This window comes from Neisseria perflava, assembly GCF_019334725.1.
GTDB classification, from domain to species: domain Bacteria; phylum Pseudomonadota; class Gammaproteobacteria; order Burkholderiales; family Neisseriaceae; genus Neisseria; species Neisseria subflava_A.
The window spans coordinates 1292511-1313995 of sequence record NZ_CP079818.1 but is presented as its reverse complement, the minus strand read 5'-3'; the positions used below and the strand labels follow the sequence as shown (position 1 = coordinate 1313995).

Genomic DNA, 21485 nt, shown 5'->3' with positions numbered 1-21485 from the left:
TCCGTTCCAATATTTCAGCGATTCAAAGATTATGAAAACCATCACAGAAACCCTAAACCTCGCCCCGCAAGGCAAGAATTTTTTGACTGCCGACTGGCCTGCCCCTGCCAATGTTAAAACGCTTATTACCACGCGCAACGGCGGTGTCAGCGAAGGCGTGTACCGCAGCCTGAATGTCGGTTCGCACGTCGGCGACAATCTGCAAGCCGTGCTCCGCAACCGTGAAATCGTCCAGGAACAAGTCGGCCTGCCCGTTGCCTACCTCAATCAAATCCACAGCACCATTGTTGTGAACGCCGCCGAAGCGTTAGACAATACGCCCGACGCCGATGCCTCGGTGGATACGACGGGCACGGTCGCCTGCGCTTCCATGACTGCCGACTGTCTGCCCGTCTTGTTTTGCGACAAAGCAGGGACGGTGGTTGCGGCAGCCCATGCGGGTTGGCGCGGTTTGGCCGGCGGCGTTTTGCAAAATACCATTGCGGCAATGAATGTCGAGCCGTTGGAAATCATGGCCTATCTCGCGCCTGCCATCGGCCCTGATGCGTTTGAGGTGGGACAAGATGTATTTGATGCGTTTTGCACACCCATGCCGGAAGCTGCCGATGCGTTTGAAGACATCGGCGGCGGCAAATACCTTGCCGACATTTACGCTTTGGCGCGCATAATTCTGCACCGCGAAGGCGTGAACATGATTTATGGCGGCACCCATTGCACCGTTTTGGAACGCGATACTTTCTTCTCCTACCGCCGCGACGGACAAACCGGCCGCATGGTCAGCCTGATTTGGTTGGAAAAATAAGATTTGCACCATCAAAAACAAGGCCGTCTGAAATACTTTCCGTTTACGGTTTCAGACGGCCTAAACATTATTCGTTATAATCCGACGATACCGTAACCGGTTTCAACGAAGGAATATCCAATGAAAAAAATCCTATTGCCTGCAATCGCCCTATTGCTTGCCTCTTGCGGTTTCCACCTGAAAGGCACAGGCGTGACTTCTCAGCCGCTGCCTTATCAGAACTGGCATGTAGAAGGCGGAGCCGTCATGCAAAAAGCGCTGGAAAATGCCTTACGCCGTGCCGACGGCCATCCGGTTAGCGAAGCCGAATCACAAATCACCCTGCGCGTTGTCGACTTCCAAAAACGCCGCGACATCTACACCATCACCCGCGCCGCCGCGGTCAACGAATACCTGCTGGCCATGACCGTCAAAGCTCAAGCCTTCCGCAACGGCGAGCCGGTTGGCGAACCGATGGAAGTCAAGGTGCACCGCACCATGGACTACGCCGACAGCGAAGTCTTGGGCAAACAGGAAGAGGAAGAAACCATTTGGTCTGAAATGCGCATCGACGCCGCAGATCAAATCGTCCGCCGCCTGACTTTCCTGAAAGCGCAATAATGGCTACCGCGCCCATTGAGAGCCTGCGCCCAGATACGCCGCTCAAACCGTTGTACATTATTCACGGCGAAGAGGATTTGTTGCGCATCGAGGCTTTGGATACGCTGCGCGCAGCCGCAAAAAAACAAGGTTATCTCAACCGCGAAGTCTATACCGCTGAAAACAATTTTGACTGGAACGAGCTGTTGCAAAGCGCAGGCAGCGCAGGTTTGTTTGCCGATTTGAAACTACTGGAAATCCATATTCCCAACGGCAAACCCGGCAAAAACGGAGGCGATGCCCTGCAAGCCTTCGCCGAACGCCTGCCCGAAGATACGGTTACGCTCATCCTCCTGCCCAAGCTTGAAAAAGCGCAAATCCAGTCCAAATGGTTTTCCGCATTGGCCGGCAAAGGCATCGTCTTAGAAGCCAAAGCCGTTGCGCCACATGCTTTGCCGCAATGGATACAAGGCCGTCTGAAACAACAGGGTTTGGACATCGAACCTGAAGCACTCGCCCTTTTTGCCGAGCGCGTCGAAGGCAATCTTTTAGCCGCCCGTCAGGAAATCGAAAAACTCGCCCTGCTCCATCCCCAAGGCCATTTGATCAATATTGCCGACGCAGAAGCCGCAGTTGCCACCGTCGCCCGCTTCGACGTATTCCAACTGGCCGGCGCATGGATGAAAGGCGATGCCCTGCGCGTTTCCCGCTTACTGGACGGTTTGGAAGAAGAAGGCGAAGAGCCGGTTTTGCTGTTGTGGGCGGTTGCCGAAGACATCCGCACCCTAATCCGCCTGACTGCCGCACTCAAGCAGGGACAAAACATCCAAAGCCTGCGCAACAGCCTGCGCTTATGGGGCGACAAGCAGACCCTTGCACCGATGGCGGCCAAACGCATTTCCATCAACTGCCTGCTCGACGCGCTCAAAACCTGCGCCAAAATCGACCGCATCATCAAAGGCGCGGAAGAAGGCGATGCATGGACCGAGTTCAAACAGCTCGTTACCTCGCTGGCCGCTTGAAACCGTTGCCACGCGTCAAGAAACTTGCACGCAATACGCCCCAAAAACAGAAAATACTGTAAAATAGCGTAAACTCAAATTCAGGCCGTCTGAACCTCGCATTTCAGACGGCCTCTTCCAGCAAAAAACAAGGAAACACCAACCATATGGATAATAAAACCAAACTTCGCATCGGCGGTCTGGCCCTGCTGACCACTGCCGTATTAAGCCTCATCATCGTTCTGATTGTCGATTCATGGCCGCTGGCCATTCTGTTGGCCGTCATCATCGTGGCCGCTGCCGCAGGCGGTTTCGTTTGGACTTCACGCCGTCAGCAACGCCAATTCCTCGAGCGCCTGAAAAAATTCGACATCGACCCGGAAAAAGGCCGTATCAACGAAGCCAACCTGCGCCGTATGTACCACAGCGGCGGCCAACATCAAAAAGACGCGATTACCCTGGTTTGCCTGTCACAAAAATGTTCTGTTGACGAAGCGCACGCCATCTTCAAAAAACGTCCGACCCGTCAGGAAATGAACCAAATGGCTGCCCAACAGGCACGCGGTCAAAAACGTCCACATCGCTAATCCCGACAGTAACAGGCCGTCTGAACATCCTATCCCGTTTCAGACGGCCTGTTTTTATTTCCATCAAACCCATTTCCGTTTCCATCGCATTATGACCCGTCTTCCTACCGTCCCACTCAAACGCCGCCTCGCCGCACTGGTTTACGAACTTCTGCTGACCGGCGCCGTTACCAGCATTGCCGCCCTTGCAGCCGGTATTGTCGCCATCTTTCTCAATCCCGTTTCCACGCGCCTGTCCATGCTGACAACCTGCCTGATTCTGTTCTACGCATGGTGGCTCTACTTCCGCGCCAACTGGCACAAAAAAGGCCAAACCCTCGCCATGCAAACATGGAAAATCGGCTTAGCCGATAAAAACGACACCCAGCCGCCCCTGCCTCAACTGCGCCTGCGCTTTATTTGGGCCAGCATTTTTATTGTTTTCATTCCCCTGCTTGCCTACGCCGGATTGCGTCATCTGCTCAATATACCGCCCAAAGGCGCATTCGGAGCCGCGCTCATCTGGCTCATCCTGCCATGGGGCTTCGCCCTGTTCCATCCCGACCGCCAATTCCTCTACGACTTCTTGGCCGGAACAAGGCTGGTGGATTTAAATCAGAAGAAAACAAACGAATAAAATTCGCAAGCATCTCAAGCTCTAAATGAAATAAAGGCCGTCTGAAACTCAAGATACGTTTCAGACGGCCTTTAATCATAAAATCAAGCAATGATTATTCTTGCCAACGTTTGAACACCAGCGAAGTATTGACGCCGCCAAAAGCAAAGTTATTGCTGACCACATAATCGGTTTGAATCTCACGTCCGCCAGTTTGGATGTAATCCACCTTGCCGCAACGCGGATCGATGTTTTCCAAATTGACAGTCGGCGCAAACCAGCCGTTGTTCATCATTTCAATGGTAAACCAGGCTTCCAATGCGCCGCACGCGCCGAGTGTATGGCCGAGATAGCTTTTTTGCGAACTCATCGGCACAAAACCAAATACCGCCTCAGTCGCCAATGTTTCGGCAATATCGCCTTTTTCGGTCGCCGTACCGTGGCCGCTGACATAGCCGACTTTATCAGGCGTAATACCGGCGTCTTTCAGCGCAAGCTCCATACATTTCTGCATGGTTTCTTTTTGCGGCTGGGTAACGTGGCTGCCGTCGCTGTTGGCACCATAGCCGACAAGCTCGGCATAGATTTTCGCACCGCGCGCACGGGCGTGTTCTAATTCTTCCAATACGAAAATGCCTGCGCCTTCGCCGATGACCAAGCCGTCTCGAGCGTTGTCGTAAGGGCGCGGCGTCAGCTCAGGTTCGCCGTTGCGGCGGCTGGCGGCATAAAGTGAATCGAAAACATAAACTTCGGACGGACAAAATTCTTCGCCGCCGCCCGCCAGCATCATGTCTATCATGCCGTATTTGATGGCTTCGTAGGCATAGCCTATGCCTTGGCTGCCGGACGAACACGCGCTCGAAGTCGGGATAATGCGGCCTTTCAAGCCGAAGAAAATGCCGATATTGGCGGCAGTCGTATGCGGCATCATACGCACATAAGTATTGGCGTTGAAATTACGCGATGTGCCGGTCAGCAGGAGCTCGCCCAAATCGCCGATGTCTTGGGTACTGCCGACAGACGAACCGCACGCCACGCCCATACGGCCGTCGGTAATGCTTTCATCACCCAACAAGCCTGCATCCGTCAGGGCTTGTTCTGCCGCATCGACACACAAATGCGATACACGCCCCATGCTTCTGAGCTGCTTGCGCGTCCAATGTTTGGGAGGAGAATAGCCTTCAATCGGCGCACCCAGTTGCGCTTCCAATTCAGGAAAGCGTTCGCTCCAGTCCATGTGTTTGACTGCGTTTTTTTCGGCTTTAAAGGCCGTCTGAATACTTTGCCAATCACGGCCGAAAGCGGTAATACCGCCGATACCTGTTACAACGACTCTTCTGGTATTCAACACAAACCTCCGTTCACAGCAATCACTTGGCGCGTAATGTACGCCGCTTTTTCATCCATTAAAAAGCGCACCGCATGCGCCACTTCCTCGGGCAATCCCATACGCGTGGCAGGGACAGCCTTTAAGATTTCTTCGACAGGCACGTTCTCATCGATAATATCGGTATCGATAAGGCCCGGCGCCACGCAGTTGACGGTAATTTTGCGTTTTGCCAACTCAACCGCCAAGGCTTTTGCCGCGCCGATCAAGCCCGCTTTGGACGCGCTGTAATTGACCTGACCGCGGTTGCCCGTCAAACCAGACACCGACGCCATGCATACAATCCGTCCGGCTTTGCGGCGGCGAATCATCGGCATGGTCAAAGGGTGCAACACATTATAAAAACCGTCCAAATTGGTACGCAGCACCAAGTCCCAATCATCATCAGTAAACGCAGGAAACGCATTGTCTCGTGTCAGGCCGGCATTCAGCACCACGCCGTAATATGTGCCGTTTGCCTCAATGTCGGCAGTCAGAATTTCACGGCAGGCTTCGCGGTCGGACACGTCAAACTGCAACACGCGCGCATTTCTACCCAATGTACGGATTTCTTCCGCTACGGCTTCGGCTTCATTGCGGCGGCTGCGGCAGTGGACGACAATATCAAAGCCGTCCTGCGCCAAACCAAGCGCGACGGCTTTGCCGATACCGCGATTAGACCCTGTAATTAAAATAGTTTCACTCATACGTTTTCTCACTATATCGACAGGCCGTCTGAATCTTTGTCTTTTCAGACGGCCTTGTAAACGGTTTAAATGATTTGACCGTCTTTCGGACTGTACACATTTAAAGAGGCTTTTGCCAGCAAACCGTCCGGCGGCAACAGATGCTTCACATCTTCCGGCGCATCCGTCCAGCGCAACTCGCAATCAAATACGCCCATGCCGCCCAAATCCTGAATGGACACATGCGCCCTGACTTCCAGCTCAGTACCGACAGGCACGGAATCAGCAAACAAATCCAGCTTGCGCGTTCCCAATAAAAAACCCAAACGGACAGGCTCTCCGGCCTTTAAAGCTTCAATGCCTGCAAACGCGCCTATGCCCTGCGCCATCAATTCCATATAAGCCATAGACGGCAACACACCGTCCTGCAGCAAAATATGCTTGTCGCCAACCGGCGCACGGCAAACCGTGTAGTCATCGCCAAATTCTTTCACACAATCGATAAGCACCATATGTCCGCTGTGCGGAAGCAGCGAAGCGACATCATAAATCGGGGCACTCGGTATTGAAGGCATAAAATGTCATCCGGGAATAAATTACGTTACAATATGCATTATAACAGAGCCTAGCTTTTACTAACCTATTTCATTACAATGTATGAAAATGTAAAACATTGAAAGACATCATGCCTCAAAACGTTTGCCGTTTCAGCTTCAATATCGCCGCATGGCAGGCCTCCTCCAGCAAAATCAGTACGCCGGAGCAATGGCAGGACTGGGCGCAGGGAAAACTCGATACCGCCTCACTGCCGGAGTGCAAACCCGCGCTCTCCTTTTTGCCGCCTATGCAACGCCGCCGCTTGGGAAAAGCGGCGCGCTTGGTTTGTGATGCCGCATGGAATCTGGCCGACCAATATCCTGAAAGCGTACCGGTGTACGTTTCTCACGACGGCGAAAGCAACCGCAGCTTTGAATTATGGCAAGAGCTTTTGAACACGCACACCGTGTCGCCGACCTCATTCGGCCTGTCCGTCCACAACGCAACGATTGGGCAATGGTCGATGTTGCGTAAAGACATGAGTGAGCATACTGCCTTGGCCGTTGCCGCCGATTCCTTTGAAACCGCGCTGACCGAGGCATTCGCGCTTTTGCAAGACGGTGCGCCATCTGTTTTAGTGATTGTCGCCGATGATCCGTTGTCCGAAGACTATCCCGTCCTGGCTACACGTGCGCCGTTTGCCTATGCATTGGCACTGGTAATCACAAAGGGCGAAGACTATACCTTAAGCTTGGAAACCACATCCGCAAGGCCGTCTGAAAACCCTAACGATACAACAGTCGAGCCCTATTGGAGCAGCTTGGAGTGGGTACGCTTCCTGCTTTCAGACGGCCGACAACACACGCAACACTATATCGGTAGAAACTGGCACTGGCAGAAAAACGCATGAAGACTTTAGACTATTTCCGTCGCTTTTTTGCCACACTCTTCGGCTTCATCCTCTTCGGTGTTGCAGGCGTATTATTCAAAATCGCACTTTTACCCTATACGCTCAAATCGACCAAAGGCGACATCAAACGCCAACTTGAAGCAAGACGCATGATAGGCAAAGTTTGGCGTTTCTTCGTCGGCTACCTGCAATGGTCGGGGGTATTGAGCGTCCGTTTCAACGGCTTGGAAAAACTCGGCAGACCCGGCCAGCTCATCCTTGCCAACCACCCCTCGCTTTTGGATGTTGTTTTACTGATCAGCCACTTCCCCGACCCGAACGTGTTGGTCAAAAAAGACCTGCTGCACAACCCCAGCATGAAAAGCCAAATTATCGCTTCAGGCTACATCCCCAACGACGAAAGCATGGAAATGTTGGAAGAAATCGACGCCGTATTCAAAAGCGGGCAAAGTATGCTGATTTTCCCCGAAGGCACGCGCACAGGTTGGGACGGACAGGTTAAAATGCACCGCGGCGCTGTATCGCTCGGTTTGCGCAGCGCATCGGTCATCACGCCCGTGTGCATCAAGATGACGCCGCCCAATTTCAAAAAGGGGCAACCGTGGTACAAAATCCCGCCACAAAAAATTCATTATGAAATTACCGTCGGCGACGACATCCTGCCGGAAGAATGGCTGGCGGAAAAACCCCTGCCCATCGCCGCACGACGTTTAAACGAATACCTGCAAGACTATTTTACAAGGAAAACCACATGAGCAATTTAGAAAACCAAATCAAACAATTAATCATCGACAGCTTAGGTCTGGAAGACATTACCGTTGCCGACATCGGCAGCGAAGATCCGCTTTTCGGCGACGACGGCCTGGGCCTGGATTCGGTTGATGCATTGGAACTTGGTTTGGCCGTACAAAAAACCTTCGGCTTCCAGCTCGACGGTGAAAACGACAACCTGCGCGAAAACTTCGCCAATGTCAAAACACTGGCCGAGTTCGTCAAGAGCCGCCAAGCATAAGGGAGAGAGAAGATGACCGAACAAGAAGTACGCACCCTGCTGACCGATGCACTGGTTAACCTGTTTGAAATCGAACCGGAACGCATCAAACCCGAAACCAACCTCTACGAAGATTTGGAAATCGACAGCATCGATGCCATCGACCTTATCGACCACATCAAACGCGAAACCGGCCGCAAACTGCAAGCCGAAGACTTCCGCAACGTGCGTACCGTAGAAGACGTGGTTCAAGCGGTCTTGAAAGTACAACAAGATTCCTGATTTTACTTTGAATCAGCATATTTTCAGACGGCCTTACCCACCGGCAAGGTCGTCTGAATATCAATAAACAACCTAATCATCAATCTTTCTCACTTATCCATAATATACAACTAACACCATGAAAAAATTCATTTCCCTACTGCTCTTACTCCCCGCCTTGTCTGCGCACGCTGAAATTTCCCTCATCAAAAAAATGACACATGCCGAGTGTATGCAAGTCATTCGTGATTCATTGGATATGTATAACGATATGGAGTTTTGTGAAAAAAACACGAACGAGGAAACTCAACGTAACGGGATGCTGGCATGGAATATGGCTGGATTTGCCAACAGCAAATCAGCAATGGCCCCTATCTGCCCAACGGTCAAAAAAATGACCAAACAAGAGCAGACTGAAATGTTTTCCCGCTATCCTAAATCTCATGAACCCAAAGAGGTTGCAAAATTCTGCACCTCGGAAAACCGTAACCGCATCGCCAAGCTTTATCCAAAATACTATAAGCTGCTCGTAGAACATGAAGCCTTTGAAAAAAATAAGGAAGAAAACGAATAATCCAAGACACCATCGACCTTATTGACCACATCAAATGCGAAACCGGCCGCAAACTGCAACTGGCAAACCTGCTCAAAGAACAATGATATTAATTGACTTCTCTCTTACGAAACAAAATATTTAATATCAAATCAATAATTTTCAACTGGAGAATTATAAATATGGAATCATCTTTATCATCGATCTTTATTGTTCTTGCATTGTTATCTACCGGTTTCCTATCTGGTAAATTTCTTGCACCACCCCTTCGACAAGTCCTACTCAAACCCTTGTCCTTTATTGTCCTGCTGCTGCTCTTTTTCATGGGCTATGAGTTCGGCGGCGTCTTTACCGACCCGAATCTGGGCGCGGACATCGTCAAATATGCCCTGCTGCTCGCACTGATTATCAGCGCGTTTACCTTGATTGCGCTTTATCGCAAACCCGAAGCCTCGACTGCTCCCACTCCATCGGGCAGCTTTATCAAACCCTTTTACGGCTGTTTCAAAGCCTTTGCTTTTTTCGGTTTGGGTGTCGCGGCATTTGCCTTTTTCGGGCGACAGGTCGGCAATCTGCCCATCGACAGCACCCATATCCTCTATCTGCTGATTTTCATGGTTGGCATGGACTTGGTTCATTTCCAGCTTGGCGGATTCGGACGTAGGATTTTCCTGCTGCCGCTTCTGACCGTTGCTGCAACCGCCGCCGCGTGTTTCGTTTTTTCGCTATGTTCGCCCTATTCGTTTGCCCAAAGCCTGGTATTGTCGGGCGGTTTCGGCTGGTTCTCCCTTTCGGGTCCTATGGTTGGAAAAGCGGTATCGCCCGAAATGGGTGCGGCAGCGTTTATGACCGATTTTTTCCGCGAAATGATCAGCATCGTCTTCCTGTATTTCTACGGACGAAAGCAGCCTATGGCGGCAATCGGCATTTCCGGCGCAGCGGCAATGGACTCCGCCCTGCCCTTTGTAAAAGAAAACTGCCGCGCCGAATACATCAAATACGCCGTCGTCAGCGGCTTTATCCTGACCCTTGTCGCACCGTTTTTTCTGTCCGCCGCCATTGCCATGCTGAACTGATCCTACTATTTTTCCAAACAACTTTCAGACGACCTCCCCCCCTAAAACCCAAAAGTCATCTGAAACCGAACACCATTATGAAAACACTGGGAAAATTCCTACTGACCCTTGCCAGCCTCGCCTATCCGCTTCTATGGTATTACGGCAGGGAAAACGGCGCATTTTTCTGGCTTGCTGCGGCCATGTGTGTGTTATGGCTGATACGCGCCGCCATGCCGCAAACCACAGCCCAACGCATTACGGCGATTATCCTTGCCGCCTTTTTTGCGGCGGTACTGGTTTTCAGACGGCCTGACTCGATGTATTGGTATCCCGTCGCCGTCAATGCACTGATGCTTGCCATTTTCGGCGGCAGCCTGTTTGCCAAACAAACCGTTATCGAACGCCTCGCCCGACTGCAACACCCCGACCTGCCGCCCGAAGGTGTGCGCCACACTCGACGCGTTACGAAAATCTGGTGCGCGTTCTTTATCTTCAACGGCGCAACCGCCGCCATTTTGGCAAGCTTGCAATATTACGATTGGTGGGCGGCTTATACAGGCATCGTGTCGTATGTGTTAATGGGAATATTATTTGCCGGAGAGTGGATTTATCGGAAATTAGTTTTGAAGGTTTAAACCATTAAAAATATTTCATCAATTATCAGCCTTTTGTAGACGGACAAAACGGCAAAACCGATCGGTTACTCCATTGCTTCAAAAGAAGTGAAAGCCATTCATTGGAAGAGTGGCAGGCAAATGATTACGAATTGGTACGCCAAACGACAAACAAACAATACGATGAATGCTTGGCCCAATTCAAAGAAGATACCAAGGCAAATACATCAAAATTATAAAACCTTAGAACCATCATGCACCTAACCCAAATTCTATCCCCCGACCTGCCCCAACACGACCTTATCGCTGCCCATCCGAATTGGACGCGTGCTGATTTCAACCGTGCGGTTTTTCATCTGTCAGGCCGTCTGAAACAGGCAGGCGTGCAAACGGCCGCGCTGTGGTTTGACGATGCCGCGCTGTTTGCCTGTGCCGTGTTGGCAGTGTGGCATTCTGGCGGAAAGGTTTTATTGCTGCCCAATTTGGCGCAAGACAATTTGGAGTGGGGAAAAACGGCAGAAGCGTTTTTAACGGATTCAACAGATAAAAAGCTGTCTTCAGACGGCCTGAACATCTGGCACTTGCCTGATGTATTGACTCAAACAGAATCGGAAGGACTGAGCACCTATCCTGAAAACCATCTGATTCCCGACCATGCCGAAGCATGGCTGAAAACATCAGGTTCCAGCGGTGAAGCGCAAATTATTGTGAAAACCGCCGCGCAGATGCAGGCAGAAGCCCTGACTTTGGCAAATACGCTGCCATTTGGACAACACGGTGAAACCGTGATCGGCAGCGTGATTCCGCAACATCTTTACGGCTTCACATTTCGCTTCGCACTCGCGCTGACAATGGGTTGGACTATGGAACGACAGCAGGCGGTTTATCCGGAAAACCTGCTTTCCAGCACGGCCGCACACGATAAAGTGGTTTGGATTGCCAGCCCGGCCGTACTCAACCGCTTGGGCGAAAACCGCAACTGGCAAAGTATCGGCCATAAAATTGCAGGCATTGTCTCGGCCGGCGGCGCGCTTCCTTCTGCCACGGCGGATTTGCTGCAACAGGCTGCCGTCCGCCCGTTTGAAGTTTATGGCAGTACCGAAACCGGCGTGATTGCCTCACGTTGCGAACGCCAAGAATGGCAGCCTTTCGAAGGCGTGGAAATCGGGCAAAACGAAGAAGGCGCACTTTGGGCTTCTTCGCCTTGGTCGCCCGAACGCCGCCAAACCGCCGATTTGATCGAGCCGCAAGATGACGGTTTTCTGTTACTCGGTCGCCAAGACCGCATTATTAAATTTGAGGACAAACGCGTGTCGCTGACCCAAATCGAACACGAACTTTTACAACACCCTTGGATTGCCGACGCCCACTGCGGCCGTCATCCGCAACACCAACGCATTGCCATATGGGCGGCATTGAACGCAGACGGTATCGCCGCCTTGCGTGAGAAAGGCCACGCTGCGGTCGCAGATACGCTCAAACGCCATTTGGCCGCCACGCAGGACACCATCGCCCTGCCGCGTTACTGGCGTTTTACCGACAACCTGCCGCGCAATGCCCAAGCCAAAATAGCCGCGTCGGATTTTCAGACGGCCTTTACCGTTGCCCAAACTTCTCCCGTTTGGTCGAAAACATCATCTGACGATGAAACCAATACCGAAACTTTTATCGGGCGCGTGCCTTTGGATTTGGTTTATTTCGGCGGCCATTTTGCCACCTTCCCGCTGGTTCCCGGCGTGGTCGAGCTGCAATGGGTGCGCAACCTAATCGCGCCCCAGCCATGGGGCAAACAGCGCGTCATCCGCATCGAAAATCTAAAATATCAGCAGTTTATCCGTCCTCACGATGAAGTGTCGGTAGAGCTGAAATTTGATGAAGGTAAAAACAAACTGAGCTTTAAAATCAACAACGGAGAGCATCCGTGTGCATCAGGACGGATTGTGTTTGAGGCCGTCTGAATATACCTATTAACTTTTTAGTGGAAAACCAACAATATGCAACTCTTCCCTGCCCTAGAACAACGCTATTCCCACGAACACCAGTCCGCAGGCGAGGCTCAACGTCTGGCTCAAGAAATCGCTTTTGCACCGATTGTGTTCCAAGTTTCTCGCCTGATGGTGAAATTTGGCATTCTGGATTTGCTGAACGACCATCCAGACGGCCTCACTCAAGCTGACATCGCCGAAAAAGCGAAAATCAGCAACTACGCGGCACAAGTCCTGCTGGAAGCCTCGCTGTCTATCGGCACTGTCTTGACTCGCGACAACCGCTATTTCATCAGCAAGGCCGGTTGGTTTGTCCTCAAAGACAAAATGGCCCGCGTCAACATGGATTTCACGCAAGAAATCTGCTACCAAGGCATGTTTGATTTGGAAAAAACCCTGCAAACCGGCAAGCCCGAAGGCCTGAAAGTATTCGGCGACTGGCCGACCATTTACGAAGGCTTGTCTTCATTGCCAAGCATCGCGCAGGAAAAATGGTTTGCATTCGACCATTATTATTCCGACAACTCCTTCGCAGAAGCACTCAACACCGTGTTCGCCAAACCGGTTAAAAAACTGCTCGATGTCGGCGGCAATACCGGCCGCTGGGCGGAACAATGCGTCAACCACAATGCCGAAGTCGAAGTAACCATCATGGATCTGCCGCAACAAATCGGCTTGATGCGCGAAGCGACCAAAGGCAAAAACGGTGCGGACCGTATCCACGCCCATCCGGCCAACCTGCTTGATCCTGAAATTCCGTTCCCAACCGGTTTTGACGCGATCTGGATGAGCCAATTCCTAGACTGTTTCACCGAGGAACAAGCTACCAGCATTCTTCAACGCGCCGCTGCATCTATGAGCGAAAACACCAGCCTCTATATCATGGAGCCTTTCTGGGACAGACAACGCTACGAGACCGCCGCCTACTGTCTGACCATGACCAGCCTGTATTTCACTGCCATGGCCAACGGCAACAGCAAAATCTTCCACTCTGAAGACCTGATCCGTTGCGTTGAAAAAGCCGGATTGAAAGTAGCGGAAATTTCAGACGACATCGGCCGCGGCCACAGCATCTTGCGCTGCGTTAAGGCCGTCTGAACATCATCTTTTAAACCCTAAAAAGAAACCGACCCCGACAGCCATTTCAGCTATCGGGGTCGGTTTGTATTTAGGTATCAGCCTTAATGCATCAGCCGCGCAACATCCATACTGCGCACACTACCGCAATCTCCACCAACAAAGCGGCAAACAGTTGCCCCATTCCGGCCAATTTAGGCTGCTTGGCATCGATGGTTTTAAAGCCGTTAATCATCGGCGTAATCAAATCCTGTTTTTTCACAAAGCGATACAGCAAAACAGCCGCAATATGTACGCCCGCCAAAACAGCCAAGACATTAAAGAAATTGACATGGATTTTTCGCGCCAGCGTACCGGCGTGTTCGCTGACCAAATGATTCAAAAAGCCGGAATTGGTAAACGTATTTTCATCGGCGGCAAATAAGCCTGTAGCCGTCTGAAAAACCAAGGCAGCCAATAAAGCGATGACCATCAGCGCGCCCAAAGGATTGTGGCCGACCAATTCGTCTTCAGACATTTGGCCTTGCGTATAGCGGCGGATTTCGGAAAACGGGCGCACAAATCGGCTGAATTTTGCCGTATCGCTGCCCCAAATCCCCCAACACAAACGGAAAACCACCAAGGCCAGCATCAACAAGCCGCCACGCAAGTGCCATACCAGCATATCGCCACCTTGGGTTGCGCTGTACCACATAAAACCCATCAATAACACCAAGAGCCAATGGAACAGGCGCGTAGGTGCGTCCCAAACTTTTATTTTTTGCTTCATTACCTTTTACTTTCTGATTTAAAATTAAATTTCTTATCTTGGAAGGTTACGCCATGCAGCCCATCTACACGCTTCCCGAATCGCTTCAAGCTTTTCAGACGGCCTTAGCATTTCCCGACGTATTCCGCCCCCGCGCCCAAGAATCGCACAAAGGCACATACGGCACACTTGCCATTATCGGCGGCGCAACAGGAATGAGCGGTGCGGTGGTTTTAGCAGCCACAGCCGCCATGTATCAGGGGTGCGGCAAGGTTTGGGCGGGTTTCAACCAAGCCGCGCTGCCTTTTGCCATCATTCCCGAACGCCCTGAAATCATGCTCGCCACTGCAACCCAACTGATGGAGCGCAACGATGTCAGCGCACGGGTAATCGGCTGCGGATTCGGTTTGGATAGATTATCAGAACAGCTGCTGCCCCAAATCCTGTCTACACACCATGACCGGCCTTTATTGCTCGATGCCGATGCTTTGACACTGCTTGCCTGTTCTTCCGAATTGACCGAACGCCTCAAATCGTACAAACATATCGTCCTGACACCTCATCCGGCCGAAGCCGCCCGCCTGCTCGGTACTGATACCCAATCAGTTCAAGCCGACAGACAGAAAGCCGTAACCGAAATCAGCCGTAAATATGGTGCAACCGTCGTGTTGAAAGGCCATCATACATTGGTGGCCACGGCAGACGGCATAGTCTATACCAACACCAGCGGCAATGCCGGTTTGGCCACCGCCGGCAGCGGCGATGTCTTGAGCGGCATGATCGGCAGCCTGCTGGCACAAGGCATTCCGACATTCCAAGCCGCCTGCGCCGGCGTTTGGCTGCATGGTGCGGCGGCTGATGTCATCAAACACAGCGGCCAAATCGAAACCGGCATGCTCGCCGGAGAAATCGCACCTGCCGCCCGATGGCTGCGCAATATTTTATCAAAAGAGTAATACTGTCTATATCATAAATACAAATTGCAGGCCGTCTGAAAATCAATCTCTATTTTCAGACGGCCTGGTTTATTTTTAAGTCATTTTGCAAATTAAGGTTAAGACGTGTATCCTTGACTTCCCTTAAAAACAACTTCACAACATATTATCATGAGTATCCTCAATAAAATCAGCAACTTTATTGGAAAAACATTTTCCCTTTGGGCTGCACTCTTTGCCGGTATCGCTTTTTTCGCACCCGATACCTTCAAATGGGTCGGCCCTTACATTCCTTGGCTTCTGGGCGTCATCATGTTCGGCATGGGCTTGACCCTCAAACCCTCCGACTTTGATATTTTGTTTAAACATCCCAAAGCCGTCATTATCGGCGTGATTGCCCAATTCGCCATCATGCCTGCGACAGCCTATCTGCTGGCGAAACTGTTGAACCTGCCTGCCGAAATCGCAGTCGGTGTGATTTTGGTCGGCTGCTGCCCGGGCGGTACGGCTTCCAATGTAATGACTTATCTGGCGCGCGGCAATGTGGCTTTGTCGGTTGCCGTTACATCGGTTTCTACTCTGATTTCCCCATTGCTGACCCCCGCCATCTTCCTGATGCTTGCCGGTGAAATGCTGGAAATCCAAGCGGGCAGTATGTTGATGTCCATCGTCAAAATGGTTTTGTTCCCCATCGTTTTGGGCTTGATTGTCCATAAAGTCTTGGGCAACAAAACTGAAAAACTGACCGACGCGCTGCCGCTGGTTTCCGTTGCCGCCATCGTGCTGATTATCGGGGCGGTAGTCGGCGCCAGCAAAGGCAAGATTATTGAAAGCGGCCTGTTAATTTTTGCCGTTGTCGTACTTCACAACGGTATCGGCTATCTGCTCGGCTTCTTTGCCGCCAAATGGACCGGCCTGCCTTATGATGCACAAAAAACGCTGGCCATCGAAGTCGGTATGCAAAACTCAGGCTTAGGCGCAGCCCTTGCCGCCGCACACTTTGCCGCCGCGCCGGTTGTCGCCGTTCCCAGCGCATTGTTCAGCGTGTGGCACAATATCTCCGGCTCGCTTTTGGCAACTTATTGGGCAGCCAAAGCCGATAAAATTAAAGAATCCTAAACGTCTTTAATCATAAGGCCGTCTGAACAGATTCCGTTCAGACGGCCTTTATTTTGAAATCAAGCAGGATTATTGTTTCACTGCTTCGATTTGGATATTGATGTTAACTTTTTTGCTCATACCGGCACTAACCAAATAATCCAAGCCCCATTTGGTACGGTCGATGGTGGTGCTGAAGTCGCCGCCGCACGCTTCTGCTTTTAACATCGGGCTTTGGTAGCAGTTGAATTTGTCGGCTTTGAGTTTCACCGGCGCAGTTTTGCCGCTCATGGTCAGATTGCCGTCAACGGAAAGCAGTTTTTTGCCGTTGAAATTGAATTTGGTGGATACAAAACGGATTTCAGGGTATTTGTCTGCATTGAAAATATCGGCAGATTTCAAATGTTGAGTAAAGCGATCTGAACCGGTTTGCAGTTTGGACAAAGGCAATACGATATCGATTGAGCCTTGGCGTTTGGCACGGTCAAATTCCAAATTGCCGGTCAAACCATAAATACCGCCGACGTTGGTGCTGGTGTTGAAATGGTCGATGGCAAAACGGGCATTGGCATGAAATTCGTCCACTTTATAAACAGCGGCAGACGCAGCAGAAGCCAACATGGCCGAACACAATGCAAACATGATTTTTTTCATCGTCTTATCCTTAGAAATGTGAGAAGTTCCCTATCATATCACTTTTTGATGCCAACATCTTTTGCAACTGAGAAAGATAACGTTTCATCCTAAGAAAACTTCAGGCCGTCTGAAAGTGAAAGAATGAGCAGCAAATTCAGGTGAAGCAAACACAGTTTAGTTTTATTACAAAATAGCGTGCTTCATCGCTCGTAATTGGTATAAAATACCGAGTTATTTCTACAACGGGCCGCCACAATATTCAGCCTATTTCAGACGGCCTCAGCATAAAACAAAGGAACAAAAATGCCTGAATACCGCTCCAAAACCTCTACCCACGGCCGCAATATGGCAGGCGCGCGCGCATTATGGCGTGCGACCGGCGTCATGGAAACCGACTTCGGCAAACCGATTATCGCCATTGCCAACTCCTTCACCCAATTCGTCCCAGGCCATGTGCACCTGCACAATATGGGTCAACTGGTTGCCCGTGAAATCGAAAAAGCCGGCGGCATTGCCAAAGAATTCAACACCATCGCCATTGACGACGGTATCGCCATGGGCCACAGCGGTATGCTCTACTCCCTGCCCAGCCGCGACCTGATTGCCGACTCCATCGAATACATGGTAAACGCCCACTGCGCCGACGCGCTGGTGTGCATTTCCAACTGCGACAAAATCACCCCGGGCATGCTGATTGCCGCCATGCGCCTGAACATTCCGACCATCTTCGTTTCCGGCGGCCCGATGGAAGCCGGTAAAGTTATCGGCGTGGCCAATATTCAACCCGAACGCCGTTTGGACTTGATTGACGCCATGATCGAATCAGCTGACGACAATATCAGCGACAAACAAGTCGAAGAAGTCGAACAAAACGCCTGCCCGACTTGCGGCTCCTGCTCCGGCATGTTTACTGCCAACTCCATGAACTGCCTGACCGAAGCACTCGGCCTTTCTCTGCCGGGCAACGGTTCTTATCTGGCTACCCACGCAGGCCGCAAAGAATTGTTCCTCGAAGCCGGCCGCATGATTGTCGAAATCACCAAACGCTACTACGAGCAAGACGACGAAACCGTATTGCCGCGCAGCATTGCCACCAAAAAAGCGTTTGAAAATGCCATGACCATGGACATCGCCATGGGCGGCTCCACCAACACCATCCTGCATTTGCTCGCCGTTGCCAACGAAGCGGGCGTGGATTTCAAAATGGCCGACATCGACCGCCTGAGCCGCGTTGTACCTTGCATCTGCAAAACCGCGCCAAACAACCACGACTACTATATGGAAGACGTGCATCGCGCCGGCGGCATTTTCGCCATCCTGAAAGAACTGGACAAAGCAGGCAAACTGCACACCGACGTGTACACCATCCACGCGCCGACACTGAAAGACGCGATTGAAAAATGGGACGTGACCAATCCAGAAAACACCCACGCCATCGAACGCTTCAAAGCCGCGCCCGGCGGCGTGCGCACTACTCAGGCGTTCTCGCAAAACCGCATGTGGAAAACCCTTGACCTCGACCGAGAAAAAGGCTGTATCCGCGATGTCGAACATGCCTACTCGCAAGACGGCGGCTTGGCGGTATTGTTCGGCAATATCGCCGAGCGCGGCTGCGTCGTGAAAACCGCAGGCGTGGACGAGAGCATCCTCAAATTTACCGGCCGCGCCCGCGTGTTTGAAAGCCAAGAAGACGCAGTAGAAGGCATTTTGGGCAACCAAATCGTAGCTGGCGATATCGTCATCATCCGTTACGAAGGCCCGAAAGGCGGCCCGGGCATGCAGGAAATGCTGTATCCGACCAGCTACCTGAAATCCAAAGGTTTGGGCAAAGCCTGCGCCCTCTTAACCGACGGCCGCTTTTCCGGCGGCACATCAGGCCTCTCCATCGGCCACGCCTCGCCCGAAGCGGCGGAAGGCGGTGCGATCGGTTTGGTACACGAAGGCGACACCATTGAAATCGATATTCCAAACCGCAGCATCCACCTTGTCATTTCCGATGAAGAGCTTGCCGCACGCCGTGCCGAAATGGAAGCGCGCGGCAGCAAAGCATGGAAGCCTGAAAACCGTGACCGCTACGTCTCCGCAGCCCTGCGTGCCTACGGAGCGATGGCGACTTCCGCCGACAAAGGCGCAGTACGCGACGTATCGCAAATCGAACGTTAATTAACCTGACTTAAGGCCGTCTGAACGCTTTCAAGTGTTTCAGACGGCCTTCATTCAAACGGACAAATATGGACAAATTCATTTTAGCGATGATCGGCATGGCCATTGCCCTGTTGATTATTATTGGCGGCGGATTTATCGCTGTCGAATATTTCAAATCCCATCCTGAAGCATTCCAAGTCAAGCCGCTGTCAAAATAATCATTTAACGGCATGAGTTTCAAAGGAAAAGAGCCGCAGCTCAAGGCCGTCTGAACGCAGTACATATAATGAAACACATTCTTTACTGGCTGAGTGGTTTTGCCGTCGCCCTCGGCATATTCCAATACTACGAAACCCATCGCTATTCTGAAGACCAGCTCATCTACGCCCGACCGCCGCAAAATCGTACTGCCGTTGCCGATTTTGATGCCTTGGCGTATTTAAACTTCCTCCGCTCCTCAGCCAATCTGCCCGCACTGGCGCACTCAGCCACACTCGCACGCGCCGCGCGTAATCATGCCCGCTATCTGCTGCAAAACCCTGACGACGGACATGACGAACACAATACACGCAATCCCTTTTATACAGGCCCACGCCCATCAGACCGCACACGCAAAGCCGGTTATGCCTATAAAGGCGTGCACGAAAACGTCAGTACCGGCCAGCATCCGCCAAACGAAAAAATCAACGACCATCTACCTGCCCAACATCAGCTGGATAATCTGATGACGGCGATTTATCACCGTCTCTCCTTACTCGATCAAAATATCGACGAAGCCGGAGCGGCATTTGAATCGCAAGGCAAACAAATCGCACTGAGCATCAATCAAGGCGACAGCAGATTTAACAGCCTCTGCCAAAAAAACCGCCCACTATCCGACCTCAGCCGTTCGTTTTATCAAGATGCCTGTCATGGTCATGCCATTGTTTATGCAGATGAAATCTCCAACCGTAAATTCCGACCTTACGTCACCTATCCGCAAGGTAATTTCGCTTCGCCGGTTTTCCACGGCGAACGTCCCGACCCTATGCCGCATTATGAAATGACCGGCAATCCGGTCAGCATCGCGTTCTCAGAGCAATCACCTCCGGTCAAAATGCGTTCGTTCAAACTGTATCAGGACACAAAAGAAATCAGAGACGTCAAAATATTAGATAAAGATAATGACCCAAACCGCCTCCTGACCGAACGTCAATTTGCGCTGTTTCCTTTACAACCATTGGAATACGACACCGACTACCGAGCCGTGTTCCAATACCATCAAAACGGAAAAGACAAAACGGCCGAATGGACATTCAGCACTCAAAAACCCGATTACCCTTACTTCATCGTCAAAGGCGGCGAAACGCTGGCCATCGAATCCGGACAAAAATATTTTATCCATTGGCAGGATTTTTGGTGCTTGAAGCAATGCGAACGCTACAACTACCGCATGAACCGCGACACCCAACTCGACATTATCGAGCGGCAGGCCGGCGGTATTATTATCCGTGTCAACGGAAGCAAAGGCAGCAGCATCCGCTTAATGCCCGAAGGCGAAGACAGGCGCGCCATTACACTTTATTTATGGAAATAAAGCCGTTTTCAGACGGCATGAAGCACCAAAAAGCTGATAAAATACCGCCTCACCACCCTACGGCAAGCTATCCACAACATGACCAAACATCCGCAAACAGCAGCCAATACCCGCTATGCCTTTGCCAGCATTGCCGCCATGTTGGCCGCGTTTTTACTGTTCGTTGCCGTGATGTTGCTGCCTTTGGGGCTGACGGCGGACACCCAAGTGAGCCTGATACGGTTTTCACTCTACGCAATCGTGCTGTTTGCCGTACTTGGCGGTATTTTTTCTGTACGCGTTGCCTATTTGCGTAAAAAGAACGGAGCATGACATGACCCAAGCCGATAAAATCCCACAAGAAATCCGCCTCCAGCAAGAGCGGCGCGTACTGACTTTGGTCTATGTTGACGGTGCCAAAAGCCTTCCTGCCGAATACCTGCGCGTGTACTCGCCCAGCGCGGAAGTACGCGGACACGGTGCCGGCCAAGATGTTTTGCAAACAGGCAAAGCCGAAGTCAGCATTACCAATTTGGACCCCGTCGGCCAATACGCCTTGAAAATTACTTTTTCAGACGGCCACGACAGCGGCCTTTACGATTGGGACTATCTCTACCGACTGGCGCACAATCAAGACGCACTTTGGCAAGACTATCTCGACCGCCTCGAAAAAGCCGGCGCGTCCAGAACGCCAAGTGCCGAAGATTTAAAACCCAAACGCACACATTCCTGCGGTAGCGGAGGTTGCGGCGGAAAGGCCGTCTGA

General features: G+C 51.6%; 26 protein-coding genes. 21 read left to right on the top strand and 5 right to left on the bottom strand.

What is annotated here, in order from left to right:
- The first annotated feature begins 31 nt into the window (after positions 1–31).
- The 5 genes from pgeF to LPB400_RS06310 all read left to right on the top strand — a co-directional run bounded on the left by pgeF (position 32) and on the right by LPB400_RS06310 (position 3585).
- The gene (gene pgeF / locus LPB400_RS06330) at positions 32–802 is read left to right on the top strand and encodes a peptidoglycan editing factor PgeF (RefSeq protein WP_219088479.1); all 771 of its coding nucleotides are present in this window, start codon (positions 32–34) and stop codon (positions 800–802) included.
- A 120-nt stretch (positions 803–922) separates the two neighbouring features.
- Positions 923–1402 (top strand): LPS assembly lipoprotein LptE, encoded by a 480-nt coding sequence (gene lptE / locus LPB400_RS06325; protein WP_107791852.1) that lies wholly within the window; start codon positions 923–925, stop codon positions 1400–1402.
- Positions 1402–2403, top strand: a complete 1002-nt coding sequence (gene holA / locus LPB400_RS06320) for a DNA polymerase III subunit delta (protein WP_107791851.1) — start codon at positions 1402–1404, stop codon at positions 2401–2403. Before lptE ends, holA begins: the two co-directional genes overlap by 1 nt.
- Positions 2404–2549: 146 nt before the next feature.
- Positions 2550–2969, top strand: a complete 420-nt coding sequence (locus LPB400_RS06315; protein ID WP_003746427.1) for a hypothetical protein — start codon at positions 2550–2552, stop codon at positions 2967–2969.
- A 91-nt stretch (positions 2970–3060) separates the two neighbouring features.
- On the top strand, positions 3061–3585 hold the full coding sequence (locus tag LPB400_RS06310; protein WP_070645928.1) for an RDD family protein: 525 nt from the start codon (positions 3061–3063) through the stop codon (positions 3583–3585).
- Between the two features lie 94 nt (positions 3586–3679).
- Here the strand turns inward: LPB400_RS06310 and LPB400_RS06305 are convergent, their stop codons facing one another.
- The 3 genes from LPB400_RS06305 to LPB400_RS06295 all read right to left on the bottom strand — a co-directional run bounded on the left by LPB400_RS06305 (position 3680) and on the right by LPB400_RS06295 (position 6191).
- Positions 3680–4915: a beta-ketoacyl-ACP synthase gene (locus tag LPB400_RS06305; protein ID WP_070461762.1), complete on the bottom strand. Its 1236-nt coding sequence runs from the start codon at positions 4913–4915 to the stop codon at positions 3680–3682.
- On the bottom strand, positions 4909–5637 hold the full coding sequence (gene fabG / locus LPB400_RS06300) for a 3-oxoacyl-ACP reductase FabG (RefSeq protein ID WP_219088477.1): 729 nt from the start codon (positions 5635–5637) through the stop codon (positions 4909–4911). Before fabG ends, LPB400_RS06305 begins: the two co-directional genes overlap by 7 nt.
- 65 nt (positions 5638–5702) lie before the next feature.
- Entirely contained in the window at positions 5703–6191 is a 489-nt protein-coding gene (locus LPB400_RS06295) for a hypothetical protein (protein ID WP_049348188.1), read from the bottom strand.
- Positions 6192–6301: 110 nt separating this feature from the next.
- Between LPB400_RS06295 and LPB400_RS06290 the strand changes: the two genes are divergently transcribed.
- The 9 genes from LPB400_RS06290 (at position 6302) to LPB400_RS06250 (ending at position 13623) form a co-directional block, all read left to right on the top strand.
- Positions 6302–7063, top strand: a complete 762-nt coding sequence (locus LPB400_RS06290; protein ID WP_049332540.1) for a beta-ketoacyl synthase chain length factor — start codon at positions 6302–6304, stop codon at positions 7061–7063.
- A complete protein-coding gene (locus LPB400_RS06285; protein ID WP_003746415.1) occupies positions 7060–7818 on the top strand; it encodes a lysophospholipid acyltransferase family protein in 759 nt (252 codons plus the stop codon). Before LPB400_RS06290 ends, LPB400_RS06285 begins: the two co-directional genes overlap by 4 nt.
- Positions 7815–8075, top strand: a complete 261-nt coding sequence (locus LPB400_RS06280; RefSeq protein WP_003680822.1) for a phosphopantetheine-binding protein — start codon at positions 7815–7817, stop codon at positions 8073–8075. The genes LPB400_RS06285 and LPB400_RS06280 overlap by 4 nt, the downstream gene beginning before the upstream one ends.
- 12 nt (positions 8076–8087) lie before the next feature.
- Positions 8088–8336: an acyl carrier protein gene (locus tag LPB400_RS06275; RefSeq protein ID WP_003680823.1), complete on the top strand. Its 249-nt coding sequence runs from the start codon at positions 8088–8090 to the stop codon at positions 8334–8336.
- Between the two features lie 118 nt (positions 8337–8454).
- On the top strand, positions 8455–8889 hold the full coding sequence (locus LPB400_RS06270; protein WP_101755195.1) for a hypothetical protein: 435 nt from the start codon (positions 8455–8457) through the stop codon (positions 8887–8889).
- A 269-nt stretch (positions 8890–9158) separates the two neighbouring features.
- Positions 9159–9944 (top strand): lysine exporter LysO family protein, encoded by a 786-nt coding sequence (locus tag LPB400_RS06265; RefSeq protein WP_101755194.1) that lies wholly within the window; start codon positions 9159–9161, stop codon positions 9942–9944.
- A gap of 77 nt (positions 9945–10021) precedes the next feature.
- The gene (locus LPB400_RS06260; protein ID WP_107769003.1) at positions 10022–10561 is read left to right on the top strand and encodes a septation protein IspZ; all 540 of its coding nucleotides are present in this window, start codon (positions 10022–10024) and stop codon (positions 10559–10561) included.
- A 233-nt stretch (positions 10562–10794) separates the two neighbouring features.
- Entirely contained in the window at positions 10795–12498 is a 1704-nt protein-coding gene (locus tag LPB400_RS06255; RefSeq protein WP_107769002.1) for an AMP-binding protein, read from the top strand.
- 36 nt (positions 12499–12534) lie between these two features.
- Entirely contained in the window at positions 12535–13623 is a 1089-nt protein-coding gene (locus LPB400_RS06250) for a class I SAM-dependent methyltransferase (protein WP_107769001.1), read from the top strand.
- A 91-nt stretch (positions 13624–13714) separates the two neighbouring features.
- On the opposite strand, the gene LPB400_RS06245 is transcribed toward LPB400_RS06250, so the two are convergent.
- Positions 13715–14371: a cytochrome b/b6 domain-containing protein gene (locus LPB400_RS06245; RefSeq protein WP_107791842.1), complete on the bottom strand. Its 657-nt coding sequence runs from the start codon at positions 14369–14371 to the stop codon at positions 13715–13717.
- Positions 14372–14424: 53 nt separating this feature from the next.
- Between LPB400_RS06245 and LPB400_RS06240 the strand changes: the two genes are divergently transcribed.
- A complete protein-coding gene (locus LPB400_RS06240) occupies positions 14425–15306 on the top strand; it encodes an NAD(P)H-hydrate dehydratase (RefSeq protein ID WP_219088475.1) in 882 nt (293 codons plus the stop codon).
- A 150-nt stretch (positions 15307–15456) separates the two neighbouring features.
- Positions 15457–16404, top strand: a complete 948-nt coding sequence (locus tag LPB400_RS06235) for a bile acid:sodium symporter family protein (protein WP_219088473.1) — start codon at positions 15457–15459, stop codon at positions 16402–16404.
- 69 nt (positions 16405–16473) lie between these two features.
- On the opposite strand, the gene LPB400_RS06230 is transcribed toward LPB400_RS06235, so the two are convergent.
- Positions 16474–17037 (bottom strand): YceI family protein, encoded by a 564-nt coding sequence (locus LPB400_RS06230; RefSeq protein ID WP_219088471.1) that lies wholly within the window; start codon positions 17035–17037, stop codon positions 16474–16476.
- Between the two features lie 285 nt (positions 17038–17322).
- On the opposite strand from LPB400_RS06230, the gene ilvD reads away from it, so the two are divergent.
- The 5 genes from ilvD (at position 17323) to LPB400_RS06210 (ending at position 21485) form a co-directional block, all read left to right on the top strand.
- Positions 17323–19182: a dihydroxy-acid dehydratase gene (ilvD, locus tag LPB400_RS06225; RefSeq protein WP_003746398.1), complete on the top strand. Its 1860-nt coding sequence runs from the start codon at positions 17323–17325 to the stop codon at positions 19180–19182.
- Between the two features lie 68 nt (positions 19183–19250).
- On the top strand, positions 19251–19382 hold the full coding sequence (locus LPB400_RS11040; protein ID WP_256388404.1) for a hypothetical protein: 132 nt from the start codon (positions 19251–19253) through the stop codon (positions 19380–19382).
- Between the two features lie 68 nt (positions 19383–19450).
- Positions 19451–20740 (top strand): CAP domain-containing protein, encoded by a 1290-nt coding sequence (locus LPB400_RS06220; RefSeq protein ID WP_219088469.1) that lies wholly within the window; start codon positions 19451–19453, stop codon positions 20738–20740.
- Positions 20741–20818: 78 nt separating this feature from the next.
- Positions 20819–21052, top strand: a complete 234-nt coding sequence (locus LPB400_RS06215; protein ID WP_003679719.1) for a hypothetical protein — start codon at positions 20819–20821, stop codon at positions 21050–21052.
- Between the two features lies 1 nt (position 21053).
- On the top strand, positions 21054–21485 hold the full coding sequence (locus LPB400_RS06210) for a gamma-butyrobetaine hydroxylase-like domain-containing protein (RefSeq protein WP_070645962.1): 432 nt from the start codon (positions 21054–21056) through the stop codon (positions 21483–21485).